This is a genomic window from Natronorubrum halobium (genome assembly GCF_051351675.1).
Lineage (GTDB): Archaea > Halobacteriota > Halobacteria > Halobacteriales > Natrialbaceae > Natronorubrum.
Genome location: NZ_CP195595.1, coordinates 2,626,310 through 2,647,318, shown reverse-complemented (window position 1 = coordinate 2,647,318; position 21,009 = coordinate 2,626,310). Strand labels below are relative to the sequence as shown.

Genomic DNA, 21,009 nt, shown 5'->3' with positions numbered 1-21,009 from the left:
GCGTCCATAGGACGCTCGTTCATCCACAGAAAGACGCTTCGCGTCTTCCACGCAGTCGCTCGTGATATTTGCTCACGGGCCGTGCGCGGCGCGACGCGCCGCGAACTCGAGGCGGTGCAACCGCCTCGCAGCGCCCGTTCGCATGGTCTGTGGGACCTCCGGTCCCGCACTATTCACTTTCGAGGCCCTCACTCCGTTCGGACCTCGCTCACACTCACCGCGACTCAGCGCACACCACCGCGGAGATATCGTCCGAAATAACCGACACAAACGCCGCTCTCGAGACCCACAAGTTATTTTGACGGCGGCCGTAGCCTCCGGCAATGCAATTCGTCGAAGAAATCGTCGTCGACGAGTTTCTGCCGACGGTTCGGTCGTTGCTGGCCGGGGCACTCCGGGGCCGTGGGCTGACTCAGAGCGAGGTCGCCGACGTCCTCGGGATCAGCCAGAGCGCCGTCTCGAAGTACGCACACGGCGACGTCGCGACCAACGACCGGATCGCCGGCGACGAGCGCGTCGAGCGGCTCGTGGAGGAACTCGCCGACGGACTGGCGGCGAGCGATATCACGCCCGTCCAGGCGCTGATCGAGATCGAGGTACTCGTCCGGGAGCTAGAGACCGGCGGCGACCTCCTCGCGCAACTCCACGAGGAGGCCGTCCCCGAACTCGCGGACCACGGCTCGAGTTTCCGCGTCCACGACCCCGAGAGCGATCTGCGGACGAGCGAGCGCGTGCTCTCCTCGCTCCGGCGCGGGCTGCGCATCCTCGAGAACGCCAGCGGCTTCGCGACGTTGATTCCCGCGGTCGGCTCGAACCTGGTCGCCTGCATTCCCGACGCCGAAGACGTCGACGACGTCGCGGGCGTCCCGGGCCGCGTCTTCGACGTCAAGGGGAAGGCGACGGTGCCGTCCGATCCCGAGTTCGGCGTCTCCGAACACGTCGCGTCCGTGTTGCTCGCCGCGCGAGATCACGGCGCCGACGTGTCGGCGGCGATCAACATCACGTACGACCGGAAGCTGCTCGCCGAACTGACCGAGAGCGGCCACGTCACCGCCGAGTTCGACGAGGGAAGCGACGTCGCCTCGAGCGTCGGGGCGGCCATCGAAGACGAACCCGAGGCGACGGTGCTCTACCAGACCGGCGGGATGGGGATCGAGCCGCTGATCTACGTCCTGGGATCGGACGCGGAATCGGTCGCCGACACGGTCCGGTCGCTGATCTGAGATGGCGGACCTCAGATCGAAGCTCCCCCGGATGGAGCCGGAGACGGCGCAGGAATTCTACGGCCGCTGGGCGCACCTCTACGACGTCATCGCGAGACGAACCCCCGGAATCCCGGCGCTGCGCCGGCGGGCGGCCGCCGCCTGTCGGCTCGAACCCGGCGACACCGTCGTCGAGATGGGCTGTGGAACGGGCGCGAACCTCCCCTCTCTCCGCGAACGGGTCGGCCCCGACGGGACCGTCGTCGGGATCGACTTCACCGGGCCGGTGCTCGAGCGCGCTCGAGAACTGACGGCCGAGTACGACAACGTCCACGTGGTTCGAGCCGACGCGACCCAGCCGCCGCTCGACGTCGAGGACGTCGACGCGCTCCTCGCGACGTTCGTCGTCGGAATGCTCCAGGACCCCGCTGGCGCGGTCGACGACTGGTGTGACCTCGTCGGTCCCGACGGGCACGTCGTCCTCGCCAACGCCGCCCGGACCGACGAGTGGTACGCGCCGCCGGTCAACGCCGCCTTCAAGGCGATCGTTATCCTCTCGACGCCGCCGACGACGAAACTGCGCTACGAAAACGAGCCGGACCGTCGACTCGACGCGAAGATCGACGCCGCACACGGGCGGCTGCGGGAGCGTTCTGCAGCCGTCGCGGACGAGACGCACGTCTTTGGCGTCGTGCGGTTGACCGGCGGGCGACTCGAGTGAGGGGACGGCTCGAATGACGGGCACCTCGAGCGAGGGGGCGATTCGAAAGGCGGCCGCCTCGAGCGACGCTTCTGAGACGGCTCAACGTCAGGTTCCCGGCAGCCTCGTGGACAACGACTTCCGTCCCGCGACCGAAGATCGACCCGAATGGCGTCGAAACTCGAGACGGAGGATCTCACGCGGGTCGTCGGCGGCGAACGGATCGTCGATTCGGTCTCCGTTCGGATCCCGGTCGCCGAAGTCGCAGCCGTCATCGGTCCCTCCGGGGCCGGCAAGTCGTCGTTTCTCCGATTGCTCAATCGACTCGACGAACCGACCGACGGAACCGTCTACCTCGACGGCCGCGACTATCGCGGGATCGACCCGCTGACGGTCCGACGGCGGGTCGGATTCGTTCCCCAGTCACCCGCGTTACGGTCGGGCACGGTCGCCGAGAACGTCACCGTCGGCGATCGGCTGCGAGACGAACCCGTCGACGACGCGCGCGTCGACCGTCTCCTCGAGCGCGTCGGACTGGGCGGCTACCGGGACGAGTCCATCGACGACCTCTCCGGCGGCGAGAAACAGCGCGTGGCGATCACGCGAACGCTGTACGTCGATCCGGAGGTCGTCCTGCTCGACGAGCCGAGCGCGCACCTCGATTCGAAAACCGAATCGCAGATCGAGGGTTTACTCGAGGAGTTGATCCGCGAAGACGAGTTGACCTGCGTCGTCGTCACGCACGATACTGATCAGGCCCGTCGGCTGGGGGACCGTATCGTCCGGTTCGAGGACGGGAGAGTGACGCAAGTCGGCACGCCGCGAGAGGTGATCCCGTGACCGAAGCGGCGCTCGCGACGGCGCTCGAGTACCTGACCGATCCCGAGATACGCACGGGGTTCGTCCAGATCGGCATCGCGGTCGCGCTCACCCTACTCGTGCTGGTAGTCACCTCTCTCCGGAACCTCGGCTTCGAACGCGAACTCCTCGCGACGAGCGGACGGGGCCTCGTCCAGATCCTCGCCACCGGCGCGGTGATCGGGATGCTGCTCGCGGCCCACATCGCGTGGGCGAGCGTCGTCCTCGCGTTCATGATCGCCGCTGCGGCCTGGATCTCTCACGAGCGGGGTGCCGACCTGCCCGGTTCCTTTCGCGCGTCGCTCGCGGCGATCGCGCTCGGCTCCGGGATCGTCATCGCTTCGATGGCGTTCGCCGGCGCGATCGAGCGGACGATGCGGGACCTGATCGTCGTCGGCAGCATGGTCATCGCGATGGCGATGAAGACCAACTCGCTCGCGCTCGAGCGCTTCACGGGCGAAATCTCGACCAATCAGGCCGAGATCGAGGCGGTGTTGAGCGTCGGCGTCCCGCCGGAGCGCGTCGTCGGCGAGTACGTCTCGACGAGCGTCTACGCCGCGCTCATCCCGACGCTCGATCGGATCAAGAGCCTGGGGATCGTCTCGATCCCGGGGCTAATGGCCGGGATGATCATCGCCGGCGCGAACCCGATCTACGCCGCCCAGTACCAGTTCGTCATCATGCTCATGCTCTTCGCGGCGGGGGCGCTGACGAGCGTGGCGAGCACGTTTCTGGTCAGTCGGTACGTGTTCACAGACGCGAAACAGCTCGATAGCGACGTGCTCGAGGCGATCGACGGCTAACCGGAGGACGAACGGCCAAAACAACGTTCGAGCGCTACGCCGGTGTCTCGAGCACCTATGCCGGCGCTTCGAGCCCCTCGTACGCCTCGATCGGCTCTCGAATCTCGTCGGGGAGCGGCGACGGCCGTTTCGAGTCGGCGTCGATATGGACCATCGTCGTCTCGGCCGTCGCGGCCACGTCGTCGCCGACGCGAATCTCGTACTCCATCGTGCAACTCGAGTCGCCCAGTCGGCCGATTCGGACCGAGATTTCGGGATCGTCGCCCTTGAGGATCGGCCGTCGGTAGTCGATCTCGAGGTTCGCGATGACGAACGAGATGTCCTCGGCGGCGATGCCGCCGACCTCCTCCAGATAGTCCGTGCGGGCGACCTCCAGATAGCTCGCGTAGACGGCGTGGTTGACGTGATTCAGCGGATCGAGGTCGCGATACTGGACGGGGACCGAAACGGTAAACGGATGGTTCATTGTGTGTCCGTAACCGGCTGATACAAAAGAGAGCTATGGTTCTGGCAATCGGCCCGCCGTCGTGCGGATATCCGAGTTGCTGTCGGCCGACGATATGCTCTACTCGTACAGCCGCGCGTGGGCCGTACAGAACTGCGGATCGCGCAACTGGGCGTCGATCAGTTCCTCGTGATAGTGCGCGTTGTAGAGCCGACACACCTCGCGGTCGCAGAACGATTCGCCCGTCTCGAGGTAGTGGTACGCCTGCAGGACGTAGCCGCACAGCGCGTCGGTTGTCCGGGGGTCGTCCTCGATCAGGAAGTCGCCCTCGACCTGATTCTCGAGCACCTCTCGCGGCGGCGTATCGCCGGAGAGCATGGCGTGACGCTGCTTTTCCTTGTAGTATTCCTCGGGCTTGGCGGGTGCCTCGTAGAGTCCGGGCACCGACACCAGCGCGGGCTGGCCGAGGACGTTCACCCGCTTGTGCCAGCGGCCGTCGTGGTCCCCCCAGGTGCCGATCGCCCGATCCAGAACCGGGACGTGCAGCGTCTCGAGGCCGCGCTCGTCGGTCGGCAGCGCGCTGTTGAGCGCCCGCTGAACCTGCAGGCCATCGTAGAGCACGCCGCCCTCGCGCTCGGGGTTCTCGAGGGCGCGTTCCTCGTACCGGACGATCCCCAGCATCGTGTTGCCGGTGCTGCGGTCGTAGGGTGAACTCACCCGCGCCTGGGCGAACTGTTCGGCGAGGGCGTCGGTTCGGTGGACGTCGAGGAAGCGGTCGCGAACCGTTATCGACGCGTCGATTCGGGGCTCGAGCCAGTCGCCGATTTCGTCCGCCTCGACGACGGTCGAGGGGGCGCGATAGAGGATGACGCTATCGACCATGTATTCGCTAGTCGTACCACTCGGTGAAACGTTTGCGGTCGCGGATCGGTCGTTCGAGCGACGGCCTCGAGTGGGGCCTAGAGATCCAGAAACGACGGTCCGTTCACGTCTGCGTCCTCGGCCTCGCGCCACGAGTGTTCGGGCTCCCAACCGAGTTCCTGCCGGGCCTTCGCCGTCGAAAAGGCCGACTGCTCGCCCTCGAGATCACACGCTGCTGGCAGGTCGCCGAAGACGGTCTCGATCACGTCTCCGGTCTCCCGACCGAGGTAGTTCTCCGCGGCTATCGCGTGATACGCCTCGTGGCCATCGATATCGGCCTCGAGGGCGGCGTCGACGATCGAGACGACGTCGCGGACGTCGACGTACGACCAGAAGTTGCCGCTCGGGTCGGCCGTCTCGGGATCGAACGCGGCGTTGCCGTCGGTCGCCCGATACTCGCCGGGGTACTGAATCCACGAGGGCCGAATCGAGGCGACCGAAATCCCGTGCTTGCGGACCGTCTTCGCGGCCAGTTCCTCGCCGACGAGTTTCGAGGTCCCGTAGCCGTCTTCCGGGCGCATCGGGTGGCTCTCGTCGATCGGCAGGGAGTCCGGAAGGAACGGCTCTGCCGCGAACGGCATCCCGTAGAGGCTCTCGCTCGAGGCCCAGATCACGTCCGCACCGGCCCGCCCCGCCGCTTCGAAGACGTGGTAGGCGCTCGAGACGTTGGTCAGGAACGTTTCGGTGCCGGTCGTGATTCCCATGCGCGGAATTCCCGCGAAGTGGATCACCGCGTCCGGTTCGGGGTCGAGGACGGCCTCGAACGCCTGTCCCTGCTCGGTGAGGTCGGCTTCGAGGAAGGTCGCGTTATCCCGCTCGCGGGGCGGTCGCTCGAGGTCGATTCCGATCACCTCGTGGCCGGCATCCGCGACGTGATCGACGATCCAACTACCCGCACCGCCGGTCGCACCGGTGACGACGAGTTTCATGGTCGAACGCTGCTCGCGGGTCGCGAAAACGGTGTGGATTTCCGCACGCTGACGGCGACGACGAGAACAGGCGGTTCGAACGTCTCGAGCGAGGGTGGATACCAAGATTTACGATTGGTCTCGAGAAATCGCGGCACATGTCAGCTATAGCGTACGATTTCGCGCTTCTCGTCTCGTCTAGTACTGCCGAAACACTGGCAACGGTCGCGGTGTTCGCCGCGGTCGGGGCGATCGTCGTGCTACGGATCATCGTCGACTTCGAACGACTTCACGCGCTCGCGAGTTCCGGCGAGTCGTCGTCCCAGCCATCGAAGATCAACTGTCCGTCGTGTGGCGCTCGAACGACAGCCGACGGCGTCTGTGACTACTGTGCGGAACCGTTGACCGACGATTCTCCGGACGGTAGCTGGACGGACGAGACCCGCTGGTCGTGAGTCGGGCGCAAAAAATTCGAGACCGCGAGTCGGCGTCGATCAGTCGTCGGCGGGCGCGGCGCGGCTGGTGAGTTCGACGGGTTCGGCGTCGACCTCGAGTTCGTCGAGCGCGACCTGGGCGGCGCGCTTGCCCGAGACGAGCATGGCACCGAAGGTCGGCCCCATGCGCGGGAGGCCGTAGGTCGTCGCGGTGGCCATCCCGGTGGCGATCAGGCCGTCGTGGACGAGACCGGTGTGCTCGACGACGGCGTCCTCGGACTTGCCGACCCACATCGAGTCGTGGCCGGGCGAGTCGTGGCCGGGCGCGCCGTAGCTGTCGTCGCCGGTCTGGTCCATGCCGGTCGCCGACTCCTCGGCGTCGCCGATGCCGGGCGCGTCGAGGACGCCGCGCTCGTCGAGTTTCTTGACGGCCATCGCGTCGTGGCCCGTCGCGTCGATAACGAGATCGGCCTCGACCGCGATCGGGTCGACGCAGGTGATCTCGCGGGGCAGCGCGTGGACCGGCGTCCAGTTCATGACGATGCCGCCGACGCGGTGGTTCTCGCGGATGACGATATCCGTGAACTCGGTCATGTTCTGCATCTTCGCGCCGGCGTCGCAGGCGGCCTTGATGAGGCCGGAACAGGCTTCGGGGCCGTTGGCGACGTAGAGCCCCTCGCTGTCCTGGGACTGCTTGTAGGAGACGTCGAGTTCGTCGAGCACCTGCTGTGCGGGGTCGCGGACGGTCACCTTGTTCATCAGGAACCCGCCGAGCCAGAACCCGCCCCCGAGGTAGTTGTTCTTCTCGACGACCATGACCTTCACACCGCGCTCGGAGAGTTCCTTCGCGGCCGTCAGCCCCGAGGGGCCGCCCCCGACGATGATGACGTCCGAGTCGGAGAAGTCCATGAACTCCTCGGTCCACTCCTGTCCGATTGCGCGCGTTACGTCGGCTTCGCCGACCTGACTGAACTGTTCGAATTCGCTCATACAACTGGGTGGTAGGACCCTGTGGTGAAAAGTCTGTCGTGCTGTCCGCCGGCCGAACGTTCAATGTACATAGTAGTTAGTGGAAAACACAACGGACGAACGGCGACCATCGACAGATCCGGGCATCCACCGGCGTACTCGAGTCCAGTCGACACGCTGGGACCCGAACGCTGAAGGCTCGGCCTCGTCTATACCAGACAGATGGATCGTCGTGCGTTTCTCGCGTGTGCCGCTCTCGTGCCACTGTCGGGGTGTCTCGAGTTCCTCGAGGACAATGGCGAGGAGATCACCGAACCCGGCGACGTCGAGATCGTCTGGGCCGACCTCGTTCGCGACAATATCGGTACCGACGACGAGCGGGTTGTGGTCTGGGGAGCGGTCAGGAACGTCGGTGATCGAACGCTCTCCTACCTCGAGATCCGAGCGACGTTCTTCGACGAGGAGGGGGAGGAACTCGAGTCCGTCATCGAGAACGTCGATGCGGACGTTTCGTCGGGCGAGGAGTGGCCGTTCGATATCGAGTTTCCCAGGTTCGGCGAGGACGCAGCGGCGGTCACGACGTACGAACTCGAACCGGCAACGGGGGTCTGATCGTTACGCGCATGGAGTGGACGTACCGAACGCGCTCGCTTACGGGTCACTCGGGTGAGCCGCGAGCAGTCGATACCGCGACGAGCGGGCGGGAGGGGTGGTCGGCGTGACCGACGGCGATCCGGATCGCGACTCGGGAACCGACCGCGATCCCAGTCGCGACGCGGGTGGCGATTCCGACCGCGACGCTGGTTCCGAACCCGACCGTGACACCGGTGTTGGTCCCGACCGGGATTCGGATGCCGGACTCGGTCTCGGTGCAGAGTCCGATTCCGAGACGACGTCAGACCCGGACCACGACGAAGGAATCTCGACGCTCGCGAAACAGGGGAGCATCACGTTCGTCGGAAACGTCATCAACGGCGCGCTCGGGTTCGCGATCGTCATGCTGATGACCCGATTCGTCAGCCCCTCGGTCTACGGGCTGTTCGTGCTGGCGACGTCGGTCATCCTGTTCATGCAGGTGTTCGCGAACCTCGGCCTGCCGCTGGCGATCGACTACTTCGTGCCGCAGTACTTGGAAGACGGCGAGCACGGGAAAGCCAAAGGCGTGATCGTCCAGGTGACCGCCACCGTGCTGATCACGTCCTCGCTGGTCGCCTTCGCACTCGCCGTCAGTGCCTCGTACATCGCCGAACTCTTTCAGGAGCCTGCGATGGGCGTCGGCCTCCTCCTGCTCTCGGTGACGATCCCGATGCTCGCGATCTACAACGTCCTGTTGACCTCCTACTACAGCATCAAGAAGCTCCAGTACCGCGTCATCATGCGCGATCTGGTCCGGCCGATCGTCCGCTTTACCGTCACCGCGGGGCTCTTGCTCGTCGGATACGGGCTGCTCGGACTGATCACCGGCTACGTCGTCGGCCTGTTCGTCGCGATCACGATCGGCGCAGCCGTCTTCGTCTACAAGGCCTGGAACCTCCTGACGGCCGATATCGAACTCGTCGCACCGGGGCCGCTCGTCAAGTACTCCCTCCCGCTGGCGATGACCAGCGTCGTCTTCGTCCTGATGGGCCACGTCGACTACTTCGTCCTCGGCTTCTTCCTCGACTCGGACGACGTCGGCATCTACCGCGTCGGCTACATGCTCGGCTCGGGACTGATGATCATCTTCAACTCGTTGTCGCCCGTGTTCAAGCCGCTGATCGCCGAGACGCGGGACGACATCGATCTGGTCGAAGAGCGGTTTCGGATCATGGCCCGCTGGATCGCCGGTATCACCCTCCCGATCGCGATCTTCCTCTCGCTGGGCGCGAGTTCGTACCTCGCGGTGTTGTACACGCCCCAGTACTCCGAAGCGAGCGCCGTCGTCGCGCTGCTCGCCGTCGCGTTCCTGTTCAACGTCACGTTCGGCGGTCCCGACGGCTCACTGTTACAGGGGCTGGGCTACTCGCGGGTCGTCTTCGGAAACACCCTCGTCCTCTTCGGCACGAACTTCCTCGTCTCGTTCACGCTCGTGCCCTTCGTCGGGATCGAAGGGACGGCGATCGGATCGGCGACGGCGCTCTTCCTCGTCGGCGGCATGACTCTCGTCGAGATCTACTACTTCGACGGCATCCACCCCTTCACCCGGGACTTCGCCAAAATCGTCGGTTCCGGCGTTCCCGCGGCTATCGCCGGCGCACCGATCGTCTACCTCCTCGAGTCGGACACGATCATCGTCGCCGTGCTCCCGGTCGTCGTCGTCGGCACGTACCTGCTCACCCTAATCGTGACGGACGCCTTCACCGACGCGGACGCGCAGATGGCCGCCGAGTTCAGTCCCACGCTCAGAAAGTGGATTCCGAGCAGGTAGTCGCCGACTCACGGCGTCAGCATCACCTTGATGCAGTCGTCGTCCTTGTTGTTGAACGTCTCGTACAGCTCCGGCCCGTCCTCGAGCGACGCCTGATGCGTGAGGACGAACGAGGGGTCGATCTCGCCGGATTCGATCTTCTCCATCAGCGGGTCGAGGTAGCGCTGGACGTGCGTCTGTCCGGTCTTCACCGTCAGCGCTTTGTTCATCAACGGACCGAGCGGGACGTTGTCCCCTTCGCGGAGATAGACGCCCGGAACCGAGAGCGTCCCGCCCTTCCGACAGCACTTGATCGCCTGCCGGAGGACGTGAACCCGGTCGTCTTGCAGCCGCATCTCCTGTTTGACCTTCTCGGTGACTCCCTTGAGGCCCGTGCCGTGTGCCTCCGTCCCGACCGCGTCGATACACCGGTCCGGTCCGCGACCGCCCGTCATCTCCATCAGCCGATCGTAGACGTCTTCGTGCTCGAAATTGATGGTCTCGGCGTCGCCGTGGCTGCTCGCCATCTCCAGGCGTTCCGGTACGCGGTCGATCGCGACCACTTGATTCGCGCCGAACATCCAGGCGCTCTGGATGGCGAACTGACCCACCGGGCCACAGCCCCAGACCGCGACCGTATCGTCCGCCTCGATATCGGCGTTCTCGGCGGCCATGTATCCCGTCGGGAAGATGTCCGAGAGGAAGAGCACCTGCTCGTCCGGCAGGTCGGAGTCGACGGTGATGGGGCCGACGTCCGCGTACGGAACCCGCAGATACTCCGCCTGACCGCCGGCGTAGCCGCCCAGCAGGTGCGAGAAGCCGAGCAGTCCCGCCGGCGAGTGGCCCATCGCCTTCCTGGCGATTTCGGCGTTCGGATTCGAGTTGTCGCACAGCGAGTACAGCTCCTCCCCGCAGAACCAACACGAGCCACAGCTGATCGTAAAGGGGACGACGACGCGGTCGCCGACCTCGAGCGTCTCGACCTCGCTGCCGACCTCGACGACCTCCCCCATCGGCTCGTGACCGAGCACGTCGCCCTCTCGCATCCCGGGCATGTAGCCGTTGTAGAGGTGGAGGTCGGAGCCGCAGATGGCGGTGGCCGTGATCTCGATGATCGCGTCGGTCGGGTTGGCGATTTCCGGCCGGGGGACCTCGTCGACGCGGACGTCCTGTTCGCCGTGCCAGGTGAGGGCCTTCATCGGTTCCCTCCGTACTGGTCGGCCGTTCGATCTCCGCTTCCTGCGGTCCATCGGCGACGACTCCGATCCCGCCGGGGAACCTCGACGCGACGGTGTACGGAACGCGACGACGGTCGTATCGCGAGTGTGTCGGTCATTACACAAACCCGTTAGCAACGAACAGTCAAGCGGCGAGTAAAGGTAGCACCTGCCTCTGCAACGACTTCGGGCCTCGAGTCGCCGTCTCCGGCTCGAACGGGCTACGGCCTCACCGGTTCTCCTCTCCCGGTCCGTGACTTTCGTCCCCGCTGACCGCTCGAGGGGCGTCCCGACTCGAGGACCGGTCCCGAGATCCACCCGTCTCGTCCGCTGGTGCCTGGTCCTCGCCGATGACGCCCTCCGTCCACGTCCCCAGTCGGAACCAGCCGACGGCGACGACGAAGGAGGCAACCATTCCGAACGAGTACGCCCACCAGATGCCCTCGATGCCCCACTCGAGGCCGCCGACCTCGAGGCCGAAGACGGGAACCGTCACCGTCCAGGCGAAGGCGAGCACGAGCGCGACGGGGACCCGGAAGATCCACCGCGAGAGGAAGGAGAGCACCATCGCCTCGCGGGTGTTGCCGGCCCCGCGAAACGCCCCCTGGATGACCATCACACCCGCGAAGAGCGCCCAGAAGGGGGCCATGATCCGCAGGAAGACGACGCCTTCGGCGATCACGTCGGGATCGGCGACGAAGATCCGCATGGCCTGTGCCGGGAAGGCGATCAGCACGGCAGCGACGGCGGCGATCAGGACCATCGTTCCCGCGGTCGCCGTTCGCGCGACGGCCGCTGCCCGGTCCGGCGTCTTGGCCCCGAGATTCTGGCCGACGCCGGTCGCCGTCGCGTTGCCGACGGCCCCCGAGACGGCCCAAGTGACCGACATCAGTCGGACGCCGATCCCGTATGCCGCCGTCGGGTTCGCCCCGAAGCGAGCGACGAAGCCGGCCATCGCGACCGACGCGAAACTGCGCGCCCAGCCGTCGATCGTCGAGGGGTAGCCGATGTCGACCAACTGCTTCAGGATCCCGACGTCGGGTGCGAGGTCCTCGAGTCGCAGGCGGACGCCGTACCGCCCGTCGAGGAGGATGTACACGCCGGCGACGGTGGCGAAGCCGCGGGCGACGAACGTCGCGACGGCGGCCCCGCGGGTGCCCATCTCGGGGAAGGGGCCCCAGCCGAGGATGAGGAACGGGTCGAGGACGACGTTGATCCCGGCGGAGACGAAGACGAGCCACATCGCCGTCTTCGTGTCGCCGGCGCCCTGTAAGGAGGATCGGAAGGCGAAGAAGAGGAACGTCAGCGGCAGCGCGAGGAAGATCACTTCGATGTAGGCGAGCGCCTCGACGAACACCTGATCGCGCGCGCCGATCAGCGCGAGCAGGGGGCGTCGGAAGTAGAGGCCGACGGCCGCGAGGACGCTCGAGACGGCCAGCGTGAGCAGGATCGTCTGACCGACCACCTTGTCGGCCATCCGGTCGTCGTCGGCACCGACGTACTGGGAGACCAGCGCGATGGTCGCCGCGGTGATCCCCATCGCCGTCGAGACGAACATCCACGAGAGGGGAAACATGAGCGAGACGGCGGCGACGGCCTCGCTGCTGACGCGGCCGACCCAGAACATGTCCGCGAGGTTGTAGAACGTCTGGAGCAGGTTGCCGAGGACCAGCGGCCACGCGAGGTGTACCAGTTTGGGGGGGATCGCCCCCGTCGTCATATCGACGCGCTTGCGTTGTGAATCCGTTTCTGCCACGGTCTCGTTTCGTTCGTCCCTCTCCCGGATCCGTGAAAAGGGCTCGGCTCTCGGGGTGGGTTGCCGGCTCCGTCGGACACCGCCGGAGGCCGCTCGTTGCCGGCCGTAGAACCGTCCGCGTCCTTCTCACTCGCTCGGAACGGTCCACAACTGTTATGGGAGTAATCCCCGACCCTCCCCCATGGGACGATACGGAAACCTCGACTATTCCTTCCTGACCAAAGCCGGGTTCCTCGTCGGAGTGAGCCTGTTCGCACTCGGTGCGGGCGGCGAACTGCTCGGTTCCCTCCTGTTCGGGACGCTTCCCGCGTGGGAACACACGCTGTTCGTCTCCGCCGAAGCGATCGGACTCGTCACCGCCTTCTTCTCGCCGTGGATCTTCGGCGTTCTCCTCCCGCTTACGGAGTAGCGCGATCCGTCGCGGCGGTACCGAAATCGGAACGGACGGTGTACTTCGGTGACGGACAGTACCCGAGTTCGAGTCAAGAACAGTATTCGATCGTTCAGAAGGGTGAGTTATGGCTCGCGAGTCTCCGGATAGCAATTGCTGAACGTTCACGAATAGTGATGGAAACTTCCGAATTTTTGTGAGTCGTATACGGGGGAACGATCGCTTAACGCTCGTTTTCGCTTCGAAGGCTTCGTGACAGACGATCTTTCAATCCGTCCCGTCCCTGGAACATCATCCAGTTTATAGTGAGATAAAACCCCGTGTATAAAATTCAGTACATTTATACTCGAGGGTATGGCATTCGTTCTCGTCGATGTTTGAGAAACAATTACAACAAACATACTCAGAACCGAGTCGGCGGCAGTTCCTCGGCGGCGTGACGGCGGCGTTGGCCGCCGCAGCCTACACGCGGGCGGTGCCCCGAGACGTCGCGGCACAGGTGACCGACGGCGACGACGCTGCGGTCCAGCGGGTCAGTTCGCCGGACGGCTCGATTTCGGTGACGGTGGACGTTTCGGACGGGACGCCGAGCTACGAGGTCGCGTTCGACGGGACGACGTACATCGAGTCGTCGACCGTCGGGTTCGACTTTCGGAACCAGCCGACGTTCGGAGCCGCGGCGGGCGGTACCGCGGGAACCGAACTCGAGGTCACCGGGAGCGACCGAAGCGCCGAGACGGAGCAGTGGGATCCCGTCTGGGGCGCGTACGACAGCGTCTCCGCCGAGTACAACGCCCTCGTCCTCGGGGTCGAAGAGACGGCCGATCCGGACCGATCCGCCAACCTCGAGCTTCGTGTGTTCGACGACGGGCTGGGCTTTCGGGTCGTCTTCGACGACAGCTTCGCGAGCAACAGCGAGCGGGCCGTCCTCACCGCGGAGAACACCGGCTTCGAGTTCGCCGACGATTACACCGCGTGGTGGATCGCGAACGAGGTCACTAACCCCCGCTTCGAACAGGAGTACGTCGAGACGGCGCTCAGCGAGATACCGGGCGGCTCGCGAGAGACCCGACCGACGGACACACCGGTTCGCAACGGCGCACACACGCCGCTGACGGTGCAGGCGGACGACGGCGACGCCTACCTGAGCGTTCACGAGTCGGACCTGGAGGACTACGCGTCCGCAACCCTCGCACCGCAGGACGACGAGGGTGGCACCGCGTTCACCACGGAACTGACGCCGCTTCCCGACGGGACGAAAGCGTCGCTCGAGTTGCCGAACGCGACGCCGTGGCGGACGATCCAGATCGGTCGGCGACCGGGGGACCTGATCGAGTCACAGCTGATCCCGCTGTTGAGTTCGGAGCTAAAGGAGTCGGTACTACCGACCGTCGACGGCGAACCCGACACGGACTGGATCGAGCCGCGAAAGTACCTCGGCATCTGGTGGACGATGATCGCCGGCTCCGCTCACTGGGAGTACCGTCCCGACGAGTCGTTCGACAGCCTCGAGGAGGCGGCGGGATACATCCACGGGGCCCGAACCGAGCGCATGAAGCGGTACATGACGTTCGCCGACCGGAACGGCATCGACAGCGTGCTCGTGGAGGGCTGGAACCAGGGCTGGGACACCTACCCCGGCGACGGGACCGGGCTGGAATTCGGCGTCGACGACTCCTACCCCGACTTCGACGTGCGCGAGGTCACCGACTTCGGCCGGAACCTCGAGAACGACGTGGAGATGACGATGCACAACGAGACGGCGGGTGCGGTACCCCACTACGAAGACGCGATTCTGAACGAGACCGTCTTCGGGCAGTACGAGGACGTCGGCATCCGCTCGATCAAGAACGGTTACGTCTCCGACGAGGGACTCGGTATCGACGGCGACGGCTCCGATCCGACCCACAACCAGCACAACCAACTCGCCGTCAATCACCACCGGCTCGTCATCGAAGCCGCCGCGGCGAACCGCCAGCTGCTCGAGATCCACGAGGGGATCAAACCGACCGGGGAGATCCGGACCTACCCCAACGTGGCCAACCGCGAAGTCGTGAAGGCCCAGGAGTTTGACGGTTTCGATCAGCTGAGTTCAAACGTCGGCGCGGACCACCACGTCACGCTGCCGTTCACGCGAAATCTGGCCGGTCCGGTCAGCTTCCAGCCCGGGATCTTCGACGTCACGTTCACCGACGACCGCGGCGATCGGATCCAGACGACGCGAGCGAAACAGCTCGCGATGTACGCGAACTACCTCAGCGGGCTGCAGATGGTCGCCGACCGCGTCGAGGCCTACGTCGACGAGACGCTCGAGGTCGGCGAGTGTCTCCAGGCGGCGTCGGGCGATATCGACGGCTTCGTCACGCTCGACGAGTGGCGCAACGCCTTCGGAACGAACTACGTCGCGATCGACCCGAACCGCGTGCCGTCGGGCTCGTCGGTCTCGTTCACCGTCCGGGACGCCGACGCGGGCACGTACGATCCACCTCCGGTACGCGGCCGCTCCCGAGGACAACGCGCCTCGAGTGGTCGACGCCGGCGAGCCACAGGCGACCCTGCGGGTCAACGATTCGACGCGGACGATCAATCCCAAATTCACGGCGTACTGGGACCAGTGGGAGGTGTACACGACGACGGTTGATCTCGACGATGGCGACAACGAGATCGCGATCGAACTCCGGTACGACGATTCGGGAGACGAGTTCGAGGGCGACGTCGGCGGCTTCAATTGCAATACCGTCGGGATCAGCGAGGTCGACGCGCCCTCTCCAGTTCCAGCCGAGTACGAGGGTTACACGCCTGAGAACGAGAACTTCGACGCGAAACCCGAGTTCGAGTTCATCGAGTCCGTCCCCGCTGCCGGCTGGGACGAGACGACCGTCGTCGACTCGCAGATCGGCGATTACATCGTCACCGCCCGACGGAAGGACGACGAGTGGTACTTCGGTGCGATGACCGACGAGGGCGGACGTGCGATCGACGTTCCACTGGACTTCCTCGCGCCGGGCGAGTCCGGTACCGCAGGCCGAGGCAACGGCCCCAAGGGGCCCACGTACGTCGTCGAGATCTACTCGGACGGCCTCGGCGGCGGCTACGAATCCGACCCCGAGACCGTCAGGATCGACCGGGCCGTCGTCGACCCGAACACGACGGTACTCGCCTCGATGGCCCGCAGCGGCGGGACGGCGATCCGACTCCGACGGGCGACCGGACGGGAACGCGAGGAGCTCCCGACCTACGAGCGACCGACACAGGATCTCAGCTACAGTATCGACGAGGAGGCGGGGCCGGGCGAGCCGTTCATTACGGCAACCGGCTCGAACGACGGCGCGTTCGTCGGCGGGACGACGGTCGCCATCGAGGTCGACGGCGACCGCGTAACCGTCGACAACGTCCGACTCTCGCCGGGCGCGACCGACGAGACGTTCGAGTTCGGGTACGCGATCACGTCCGTCGGCACCTACGACGTCGTCCTGCGCGATCCGGACGATGGGCGCGTCCTCGAGTCGGCAACGGTCACCGTCGCACCCGGCGACGTCGTCGCCGAGTTCGGCGATCCGCAGGGCGACGACTACGGTCCCGGCGAGTACACCTATCCGACCAGCGACGACTTCCGCGACGGCGTGTTCGATCTGCGCTCGTTCGGCGTCTACGAGTCGGACACCGACTACCTGTTCGCCCTCGAGGTCGAGGAACTCTACGACGTCTTCGGCGGCGAGTTCTCGCCCCACTACGTCGTCGTGTACCTCCGCGATCCGTCCCGGGAAGGCGGTCGAACGACCGAGGTCGGCGACCTGGCGATCACCGCCGAATTCGAATCCGAGTGGCACTACCGCATCGCCGCGAGCGGGTTCGAGTCGACGCTCGTCGACGCCAGCGAGACCGAACTCGGATCGCCGGAGACGCTCGTCGACCTCGAGACCGATACGGTCATCCTCTCGGTCGAGAAGGACGCGCTGGACGTCGACATCGCGAACGCCGAGGTCGTCCCGGTGGTCGGCTCCGAGGACTTCGGCGCGTTCCGTCCGGTCGAGGTCGAGGCCGGCGGCTACACCTTCGGCGGGGCGCGGGCGGACGCGGTCGAGAACGCTCCGCGCGTCATCGACCTCCTGACGCCGCCGGGTGTCGACCAGTCCGACGCGCTCGACTACGACGCGGACTCCCTGGCGTCGATTCCGTTCACACCGCTGTAAGGGCAGGTTTTCGTCGAGTTCCCTGCCCCTCGAGTGCCCCCAGCGTGTCGGTCTTCGAGAAATCCGAGAGTCTCCCATCACTCGGATGAATTATTCTTGGCTATCACTTATCCGTGGTCATTGTGTACATATCTCATGGACGTGATCGACTCCATCGAACGTCTTTTTCAGACGGTTTACAGGGGACCGGTCAAGCGAGCGGCGCACGCGACGGGGATCAACGAGTGGCTCGAGTGGGGGCTCTGGACGGGGTATCAGACGATCAACGGCGGGACGAAGACGCTTCGAGTCGGCGACGAAACGGCGACCTTTGCGGTCCCGACGCGCTCGGCACTTAGCGTCCTGAGCGTCGCAGAGACGGTCGAACGACCGATCTATCGCGACCTGATGGCGTACGTTCGACCGGACGACGTCTTCTGGGACGTCGGCGCCAACGCCGGGACGTACAGCTGTTTCGTCGGCTCGCAACTGCGCGATGGCGACGGCCAGGTCGTCTCGTTCGAGCCGTATCGGCCGAACGTCTCCCTGTTAAAACGGAACCTCGACGCGAACGACGTCGACGCGACCGTCGTCCCCATTGCGCTCGGAGACGACGACGGAACAGTCGAGATAGCGCTTCGCTACGACGACGAACCGGGCACACAGGAACACACGATGGCAGAGCGGTACCGCGAGTCGACGGCCGTCGTCGATACGACCGAGATACTCGTTCGGCGCGGCGACACCCTGATCGAGACCGGCGAACTCCCGTCGGCGACGGTGCTGAAGATCGACGTGGAGGGTGCAGGGCCGGACGTCCTCGCGGGCCTCGAGTCGACGCTTTCGAACGGTCCCTGTCGACGGCTCTACGTCGAACCCCACGGCAACGTCGACGAACTCGAGTCGATGCTGGCCGAATTCGGCTTCGATGTCACGCGGGAGTACCTCGGCCGGCATCGAACGGGCAGGAATCCGATTCTCGTCGCCACGCGGACGCCCGCGGCAGACGTCTCGTCACCGGTCTCTCGGCTCATCCGACGCGGACAGGAGGTGCATCCGTCCCTCCCGTAGTGGCAGTCGTCGGGTCACCAGATCTGGTCCTCGCGCACGCGCAACCGCTCGAGCGCACACGCCTACGGCGCACGCACACCCGCGCTGTCGGCGGGTTTTCGGCGAAAGCGTTATCAGATCCTCAGTCGTACCGGCCGACAATGCAGACCACTCGCCCGCACAAGCTGGCACCGACCGCTCGAGGAGGTGAGCCGTCGTGGAACTGATAATCACGGAGAAGAACAACGCCGCGCGACGGATCGCCGACATCCTGAGCGGTGGCACGTACGACTCGAGTCGCGAGAAGGGCGTCAATGTCTACGAGTGGGGCGGCAAGCGCTGCGTGGGGCTGTCGGGCCACGTCGTCGGCGTCGACTTCCCCGCCGAGTATTCGGACTGGCGGGACGTCGAACCCGTCGAACTCATCGACGCGTCGGTCGAGAAGACGGCCACGAAGGAGAACATCGTCGCGACGCTGCGCATCCTCTCGCGGAAGGCTACTCGCGTGACGATCGCGACAGACTACGACCGCGAGGGCGAGTTGATCGGCAAGGAGGCCTACGACATCGTCCGCGACGTCGACGCAGACGTCCCGATCCAACGAGTCCGGTTCTCCTCGATCACGGAGAACGAGGTGCAGAACGCCTTCGACGAACCCGACGACCTCGACTTCGATCTCGCGGCCGCCGGCGAGGCTCGCCAGATCATCGACCTCATCTGGGGGGCCGCGCTGACGCGGTTCCTCTCGCTCTCCGCCGGCCAACTCGGCAACGACTTCATTTCCGTCGGCCGCGTGCAGTCGCCGACGCTCAAGCTGATCGTCGACCGCGAACGCGAGATCGAGGCGTTCGACGCCGAGACGTACTGGGAACTGTTCGCCGACCTCCGGAAGCGTAATGCGGGCGACGACCCGGTCACGTTCGACGCGCAGTACTTCTACCGCGATGAGGACGATAACGAGGCCGAACGCGTCTGGGAGGAGGCCGCCGCGAGCGAGGTCTACGAGACCCTCGCCCAGCGCGACAGCGCGACGGTCGTCGACGTCAACCGCCGAACGCGGACGGACACGCCCCCGACGCCGTTCAACACGACCCAGTTCATCCGGGCGGCGAGCGCGATCGGCTACTCGGCGAAACGGGCGATGTCGATCGCCGAGGACCTCTACACGGCCGGTTACATCACCTACCCGCGGACCGACAACACCGTCTATCCCGACGATCTGGACCCCGAGGAACTGCTCGACGACTTCGTCGGCCACCCTACCCTCGGCGAGAGCGCCGAGTCGCTGCTCGAGGCCGACGAGATCACCCCGACGGAGGGTGACGAGGAGACGACCGACCACCCCCCGATCCACCCGACGGGCGAGATTCCGGCCCGCGGCGACGTGAGCGACGACGAGTGGGAGATCTTCGAACTCGTCGTGCGCCGGTTCTACGCGACGGTCGCAGCGGCGGCCATCTGGGAGCACCTCAAGGTCGTCACCGAGGTCGACGACTACCGGCTCAAGTCCAACGGCAAGCGCCTCGTCGAAGCGGGCTACCACGACGTCTATCCCTACTTCAACAGCACCGAGAACTTCGTTCCGGACGTCGACGAGGGCGAGGAACTCGACCTCTCGGCGGTCGAACTCGAGGAGAAGGAGACCCAGCCGCCGCGCCGATACGGCCAGTCGCGGCTCATCGAGACGATGGAGGATCTCGGGATCGGGACGAAATCGACCCGCCACGACATCCTCGAGAAACTGTACGATCGCGGCTACGTCGAGAGCGATCCGCCGCGACCGACGCGACTCGCGATGGCCGTCGTCGGAGCCGCCGAGGACCACGCCGACCGCGTCGTCAGCGAGGAGATGACGGCCCAGCTCGAGGCAGACATGGACGCCATCGCGAGCGGCGAAGCGACGCTCCAAGACGTTACAGACGACTCCCGGCACATGCTCGAGGAGATCTTCGCCAACCTCGCGGAGTCGCGCGAGGAGATCGGCGACCAACTGCGCAAGTCGCTCAAGGACGACAAGCGGCTGGGTCCGTGCCCCGAGTGCGGCGAGGACCTGCTGGTCCGGCGCAGTCGCCACGGCTCGTACTTCGTCGGCTGCGACGGCTACCCGGACTGCGAGAACACGCTGCCGCTGCCCTCGACGGGCAAGCCGCTGATCATGGAGAGCGAGTGCGAGGACCACGGGCTGAACGAGGTCAAGATGCTCGCCGGCCGGCAGACGTTCGTTCACGGCTGCCCGCTCTGCAAGGCCGAGGACGCCGGTGAGGGGCCGATTCTGGGCGTCTGTCCCGACTGTGGAGACGAACACGACGGCGAACTCGCCGTCAAGACCCTCCAGAGCGGCTCGAGACTCGTCGGCTGTACGCGCTATCCCGACTGCGAGTACTCGCTGCCGCTGCCCCGACGCGGCGACATCGAGGTCACCGACGAGCGCTGCGAGGAACACGAACTGCCCGAACTCGTCGTCCACAGCGGTGACGAGCCCTGGGAACTGGGCTGTCCGATCTGTAACTACCAGGAGTTCCAGGCCCGCGAGAGCGAGACCGGCTCGGATCTCGAGGCGCTCGAGGGCGTCGGCGCGAAGACGGTCGAGAAACTCGCCGACGCGGGCATCGAGAGCCTCGACGACCTGACCGACGCCGACGCGGACGTCGTCGCGGAGGACGTCGACGGCGTCAGCGCCGATCGCGTCCGGTCCTGGCAGGCGAACGCTTGAGACGCTCGCGACGGACCCGTCTCGGAACGGTCGACCGATCGCCACGTCCCTATTTGCCGCCGTCAGCATCGGTATCGCCGGTTT

The 21,009-nt window shown here is 65.7% G+C and carries 16 protein-coding genes and 1 pseudogene; 11 read left to right on the top strand and 6 right to left on the bottom strand.

The genetic code is table 11. The features are described 5' to 3' along the window. Window positions 1-323: 323 nt before the first annotated feature. The 4 genes from ACSFC7_RS13055 (at window position 324) to ACSFC7_RS13040 (ending at window position 3,563) form a co-directional block, all read left to right on the top strand. Window positions 324-1,223, top strand: a complete 900-nt coding sequence (locus ACSFC7_RS13055; protein WP_436343212.1) for a thiamine-phosphate synthase family protein — start codon at window positions 324-326, stop codon at window positions 1,221-1,223. A 1-nt stretch (window position 1,224) separates the two neighbouring features. Further along, complete coding sequence (locus ACSFC7_RS13050) at window positions 1,225-1,923, top strand: class I SAM-dependent methyltransferase (RefSeq protein ID WP_436343210.1); 699 nt, start codon at window positions 1,225-1,227, stop codon at window positions 1,921-1,923. Between the two features lie 147 nt (window positions 1,924-2,070). Further along, window positions 2,071-2,742, top strand: coding sequence for an ABC transporter ATP-binding protein (locus ACSFC7_RS13045; RefSeq protein WP_436343209.1), 672 nt, complete (start codon window positions 2,071-2,073; stop codon window positions 2,740-2,742). Continuing rightward, on the top strand, window positions 2,739-3,563 hold the full coding sequence (locus ACSFC7_RS13040) for an ABC transporter permease (RefSeq protein ID WP_436343208.1): 825 nt from the start codon (window positions 2,739-2,741) through the stop codon (window positions 3,561-3,563). Before ACSFC7_RS13045 ends, ACSFC7_RS13040 begins: the two co-directional genes overlap by 4 nt. Window positions 3,564-3,618: 55 nt before the next feature. Here the strand turns inward: ACSFC7_RS13040 and ACSFC7_RS13035 are convergent, their stop codons facing one another. The 3 genes from ACSFC7_RS13035 to ACSFC7_RS13025 form a co-directional block, all read right to left on the bottom strand. Then, window positions 3,619-4,029 (bottom strand): acyl-CoA thioesterase, encoded by a 411-nt coding sequence (locus tag ACSFC7_RS13035; protein WP_436343207.1) that lies wholly within the window; start codon window positions 4,027-4,029, stop codon window positions 3,619-3,621. A gap of 99 nt (window positions 4,030-4,128) precedes the next feature. Continuing rightward, entirely contained in the window at window positions 4,129-4,890 is a 762-nt protein-coding gene (locus ACSFC7_RS13030; RefSeq protein WP_436343206.1) for a DUF7001 family protein, read from the bottom strand. A gap of 77 nt (window positions 4,891-4,967) precedes the next feature. Then, window positions 4,968-5,858, bottom strand: a complete 891-nt coding sequence (locus ACSFC7_RS13025) for an NAD-dependent epimerase/dehydratase family protein (protein ID WP_436343205.1) — start codon at window positions 5,856-5,858, stop codon at window positions 4,968-4,970. A 137-nt stretch (window positions 5,859-5,995) separates the two neighbouring features. Here ACSFC7_RS13025 and ACSFC7_RS13020 point away from each other — a divergent pair, with 137 nt between their 5' ends. After that, window positions 5,996-6,292 carry a hypothetical protein gene (locus ACSFC7_RS13020; RefSeq protein WP_436343204.1) on the top strand — a complete coding sequence of 99 codons (297 nt, stop codon included), beginning with the start codon at window positions 5,996-5,998 and terminating at the stop codon, window positions 6,290-6,292. A 39-nt stretch (window positions 6,293-6,331) separates the two neighbouring features. Here the strand turns inward: ACSFC7_RS13020 and ACSFC7_RS13015 are convergent, their stop codons facing one another. Continuing rightward, window positions 6,332-7,261: a sulfide-dependent adenosine diphosphate thiazole synthase gene (locus ACSFC7_RS13015; protein WP_436343202.1), complete on the bottom strand. Its 930-nt coding sequence runs from the start codon at window positions 7,259-7,261 to the stop codon at window positions 6,332-6,334. Window positions 7,262-7,462: 201 nt separating this feature from the next. On the opposite strand from ACSFC7_RS13015, the gene ACSFC7_RS13010 reads away from it, so the two are divergent. Both ACSFC7_RS13010 and ACSFC7_RS13005 read left to right on the top strand, forming a co-directional pair. Continuing rightward, window positions 7,463-7,852 (top strand): FxLYD domain-containing protein, encoded by a 390-nt coding sequence (locus ACSFC7_RS13010; protein ID WP_436343201.1) that lies wholly within the window; start codon window positions 7,463-7,465, stop codon window positions 7,850-7,852. A 307-nt stretch (window positions 7,853-8,159) separates the two neighbouring features. Next, window positions 8,160-9,647 (top strand): flippase, encoded by a 1,488-nt coding sequence (locus tag ACSFC7_RS13005; RefSeq protein WP_436347959.1) that lies wholly within the window; start codon window positions 8,160-8,162, stop codon window positions 9,645-9,647. Window positions 9,648-9,655: 8 nt separating this feature from the next. Here the strand turns inward: ACSFC7_RS13005 and ACSFC7_RS13000 are convergent, their stop codons facing one another. After that, entirely contained in the window at window positions 9,656-10,825 is a 1,170-nt protein-coding gene (locus ACSFC7_RS13000) for a zinc-dependent alcohol dehydrogenase (protein WP_436343200.1), read from the bottom strand. A gap of 247 nt (window positions 10,826-11,072) precedes the next feature. Continuing rightward, on the bottom strand, window positions 11,073-12,563 hold the full coding sequence (locus tag ACSFC7_RS12995) for an MATE family efflux transporter (RefSeq protein WP_436347957.1): 1,491 nt from the start codon (window positions 12,561-12,563) through the stop codon (window positions 11,073-11,075). Between the two features lie 217 nt (window positions 12,564-12,780). Between ACSFC7_RS12995 and ACSFC7_RS12990 the strand changes: the two genes are divergently transcribed. The 4 genes and pseudogenes from ACSFC7_RS12990 to ACSFC7_RS12975 all read left to right on the top strand — a co-directional run bounded on the left by ACSFC7_RS12990 (window position 12,781) and on the right by ACSFC7_RS12975 (window position 20,925). After that, complete coding sequence (locus tag ACSFC7_RS12990; protein WP_436343199.1) at window positions 12,781-13,008, top strand: DUF7860 family protein; 228 nt, start codon at window positions 12,781-12,783, stop codon at window positions 13,006-13,008. Window positions 13,009-13,363: 355 nt separating this feature from the next. After that, window positions 13,364-17,183 (top strand): annotated as a pseudogene (locus ACSFC7_RS12985) (glycoside hydrolase family 97 catalytic domain-containing protein). A 135-nt stretch (window positions 17,184-17,318) separates the two neighbouring features. Continuing rightward, window positions 17,319-18,233 (top strand): FkbM family methyltransferase, encoded by a 915-nt coding sequence (locus ACSFC7_RS12980; RefSeq protein WP_436343198.1) that lies wholly within the window; start codon window positions 17,319-17,321, stop codon window positions 18,231-18,233. A gap of 196 nt (window positions 18,234-18,429) precedes the next feature. Beyond that, a complete protein-coding gene (locus ACSFC7_RS12975) occupies window positions 18,430-20,925 on the top strand; it encodes a DNA topoisomerase I (RefSeq protein ID WP_436343197.1) in 2,496 nt (831 codons plus the stop codon). Window positions 20,926-21,009 lie beyond the last annotated feature (84 nt).

Bases quoted from the DNA above. Each gene is read 5' to 3' on its own strand.
- ACSFC7_RS13055 (WP_436343212.1), top strand. From the start codon at position 324: ATGCAATTCGTCGAAGAAATCGTCGTCGACGAGTTTCTGCCGACGGTT.
- ACSFC7_RS13050 (WP_436343210.1), top strand. From the start codon at position 1,225: ATGGCGGACCTCAGATCGAAGCTCCCCCGGATGGAGCCGGAGACGGCG.
- ACSFC7_RS13045 (WP_436343209.1), top strand. From the start codon at position 2,071: ATGGCGTCGAAACTCGAGACGGAGGATCTCACGCGGGTCGTCGGCGGC.
- ACSFC7_RS13035 (WP_436343207.1), bottom strand. From the start codon at position 4,029: ATGAACCATCCGTTTACCGTTTCGGTCCCCGTCCAGTATCGCGACCTC.
- ACSFC7_RS13030 (WP_436343206.1), bottom strand. From the start codon at position 4,890: ATGGTCGATAGCGTCATCCTCTATCGCGCCCCCTCGACCGTCGTCGAG.
- ACSFC7_RS13025 (WP_436343205.1), bottom strand. From the start codon at position 5,858: ATGAAACTCGTCGTCACCGGTGCGACCGGCGGTGCGGGTAGTTGGATC.
- ACSFC7_RS13020 (WP_436343204.1), top strand. From the start codon at position 5,996: ATGTCAGCTATAGCGTACGATTTCGCGCTTCTCGTCTCGTCTAGTACT.
- ACSFC7_RS13015 (WP_436343202.1), bottom strand. From the start codon at position 7,261: ATGAGCGAATTCGAACAGTTCAGTCAGGTCGGCGAAGCCGACGTAACG.
- ACSFC7_RS13010 (WP_436343201.1), top strand. From the start codon at position 7,463: ATGGATCGTCGTGCGTTTCTCGCGTGTGCCGCTCTCGTGCCACTGTCG.
- ACSFC7_RS13000 (WP_436343200.1), bottom strand. From the start codon at position 10,825: ATGAAGGCCCTCACCTGGCACGGCGAACAGGACGTCCGCGTCGACGAG.
- ACSFC7_RS12995 (WP_436347957.1), bottom strand. From the start codon at position 12,563: ATGACGACGGGGGCGATCCCCCCCAAACTGGTACACCTCGCGTGGCCG.
- ACSFC7_RS12990 (WP_436343199.1), top strand. From the start codon at position 12,781: ATGGGACGATACGGAAACCTCGACTATTCCTTCCTGACCAAAGCCGGG.
- ACSFC7_RS12980 (WP_436343198.1), top strand. From the start codon at position 17,319: ATGGACGTGATCGACTCCATCGAACGTCTTTTTCAGACGGTTTACAGG.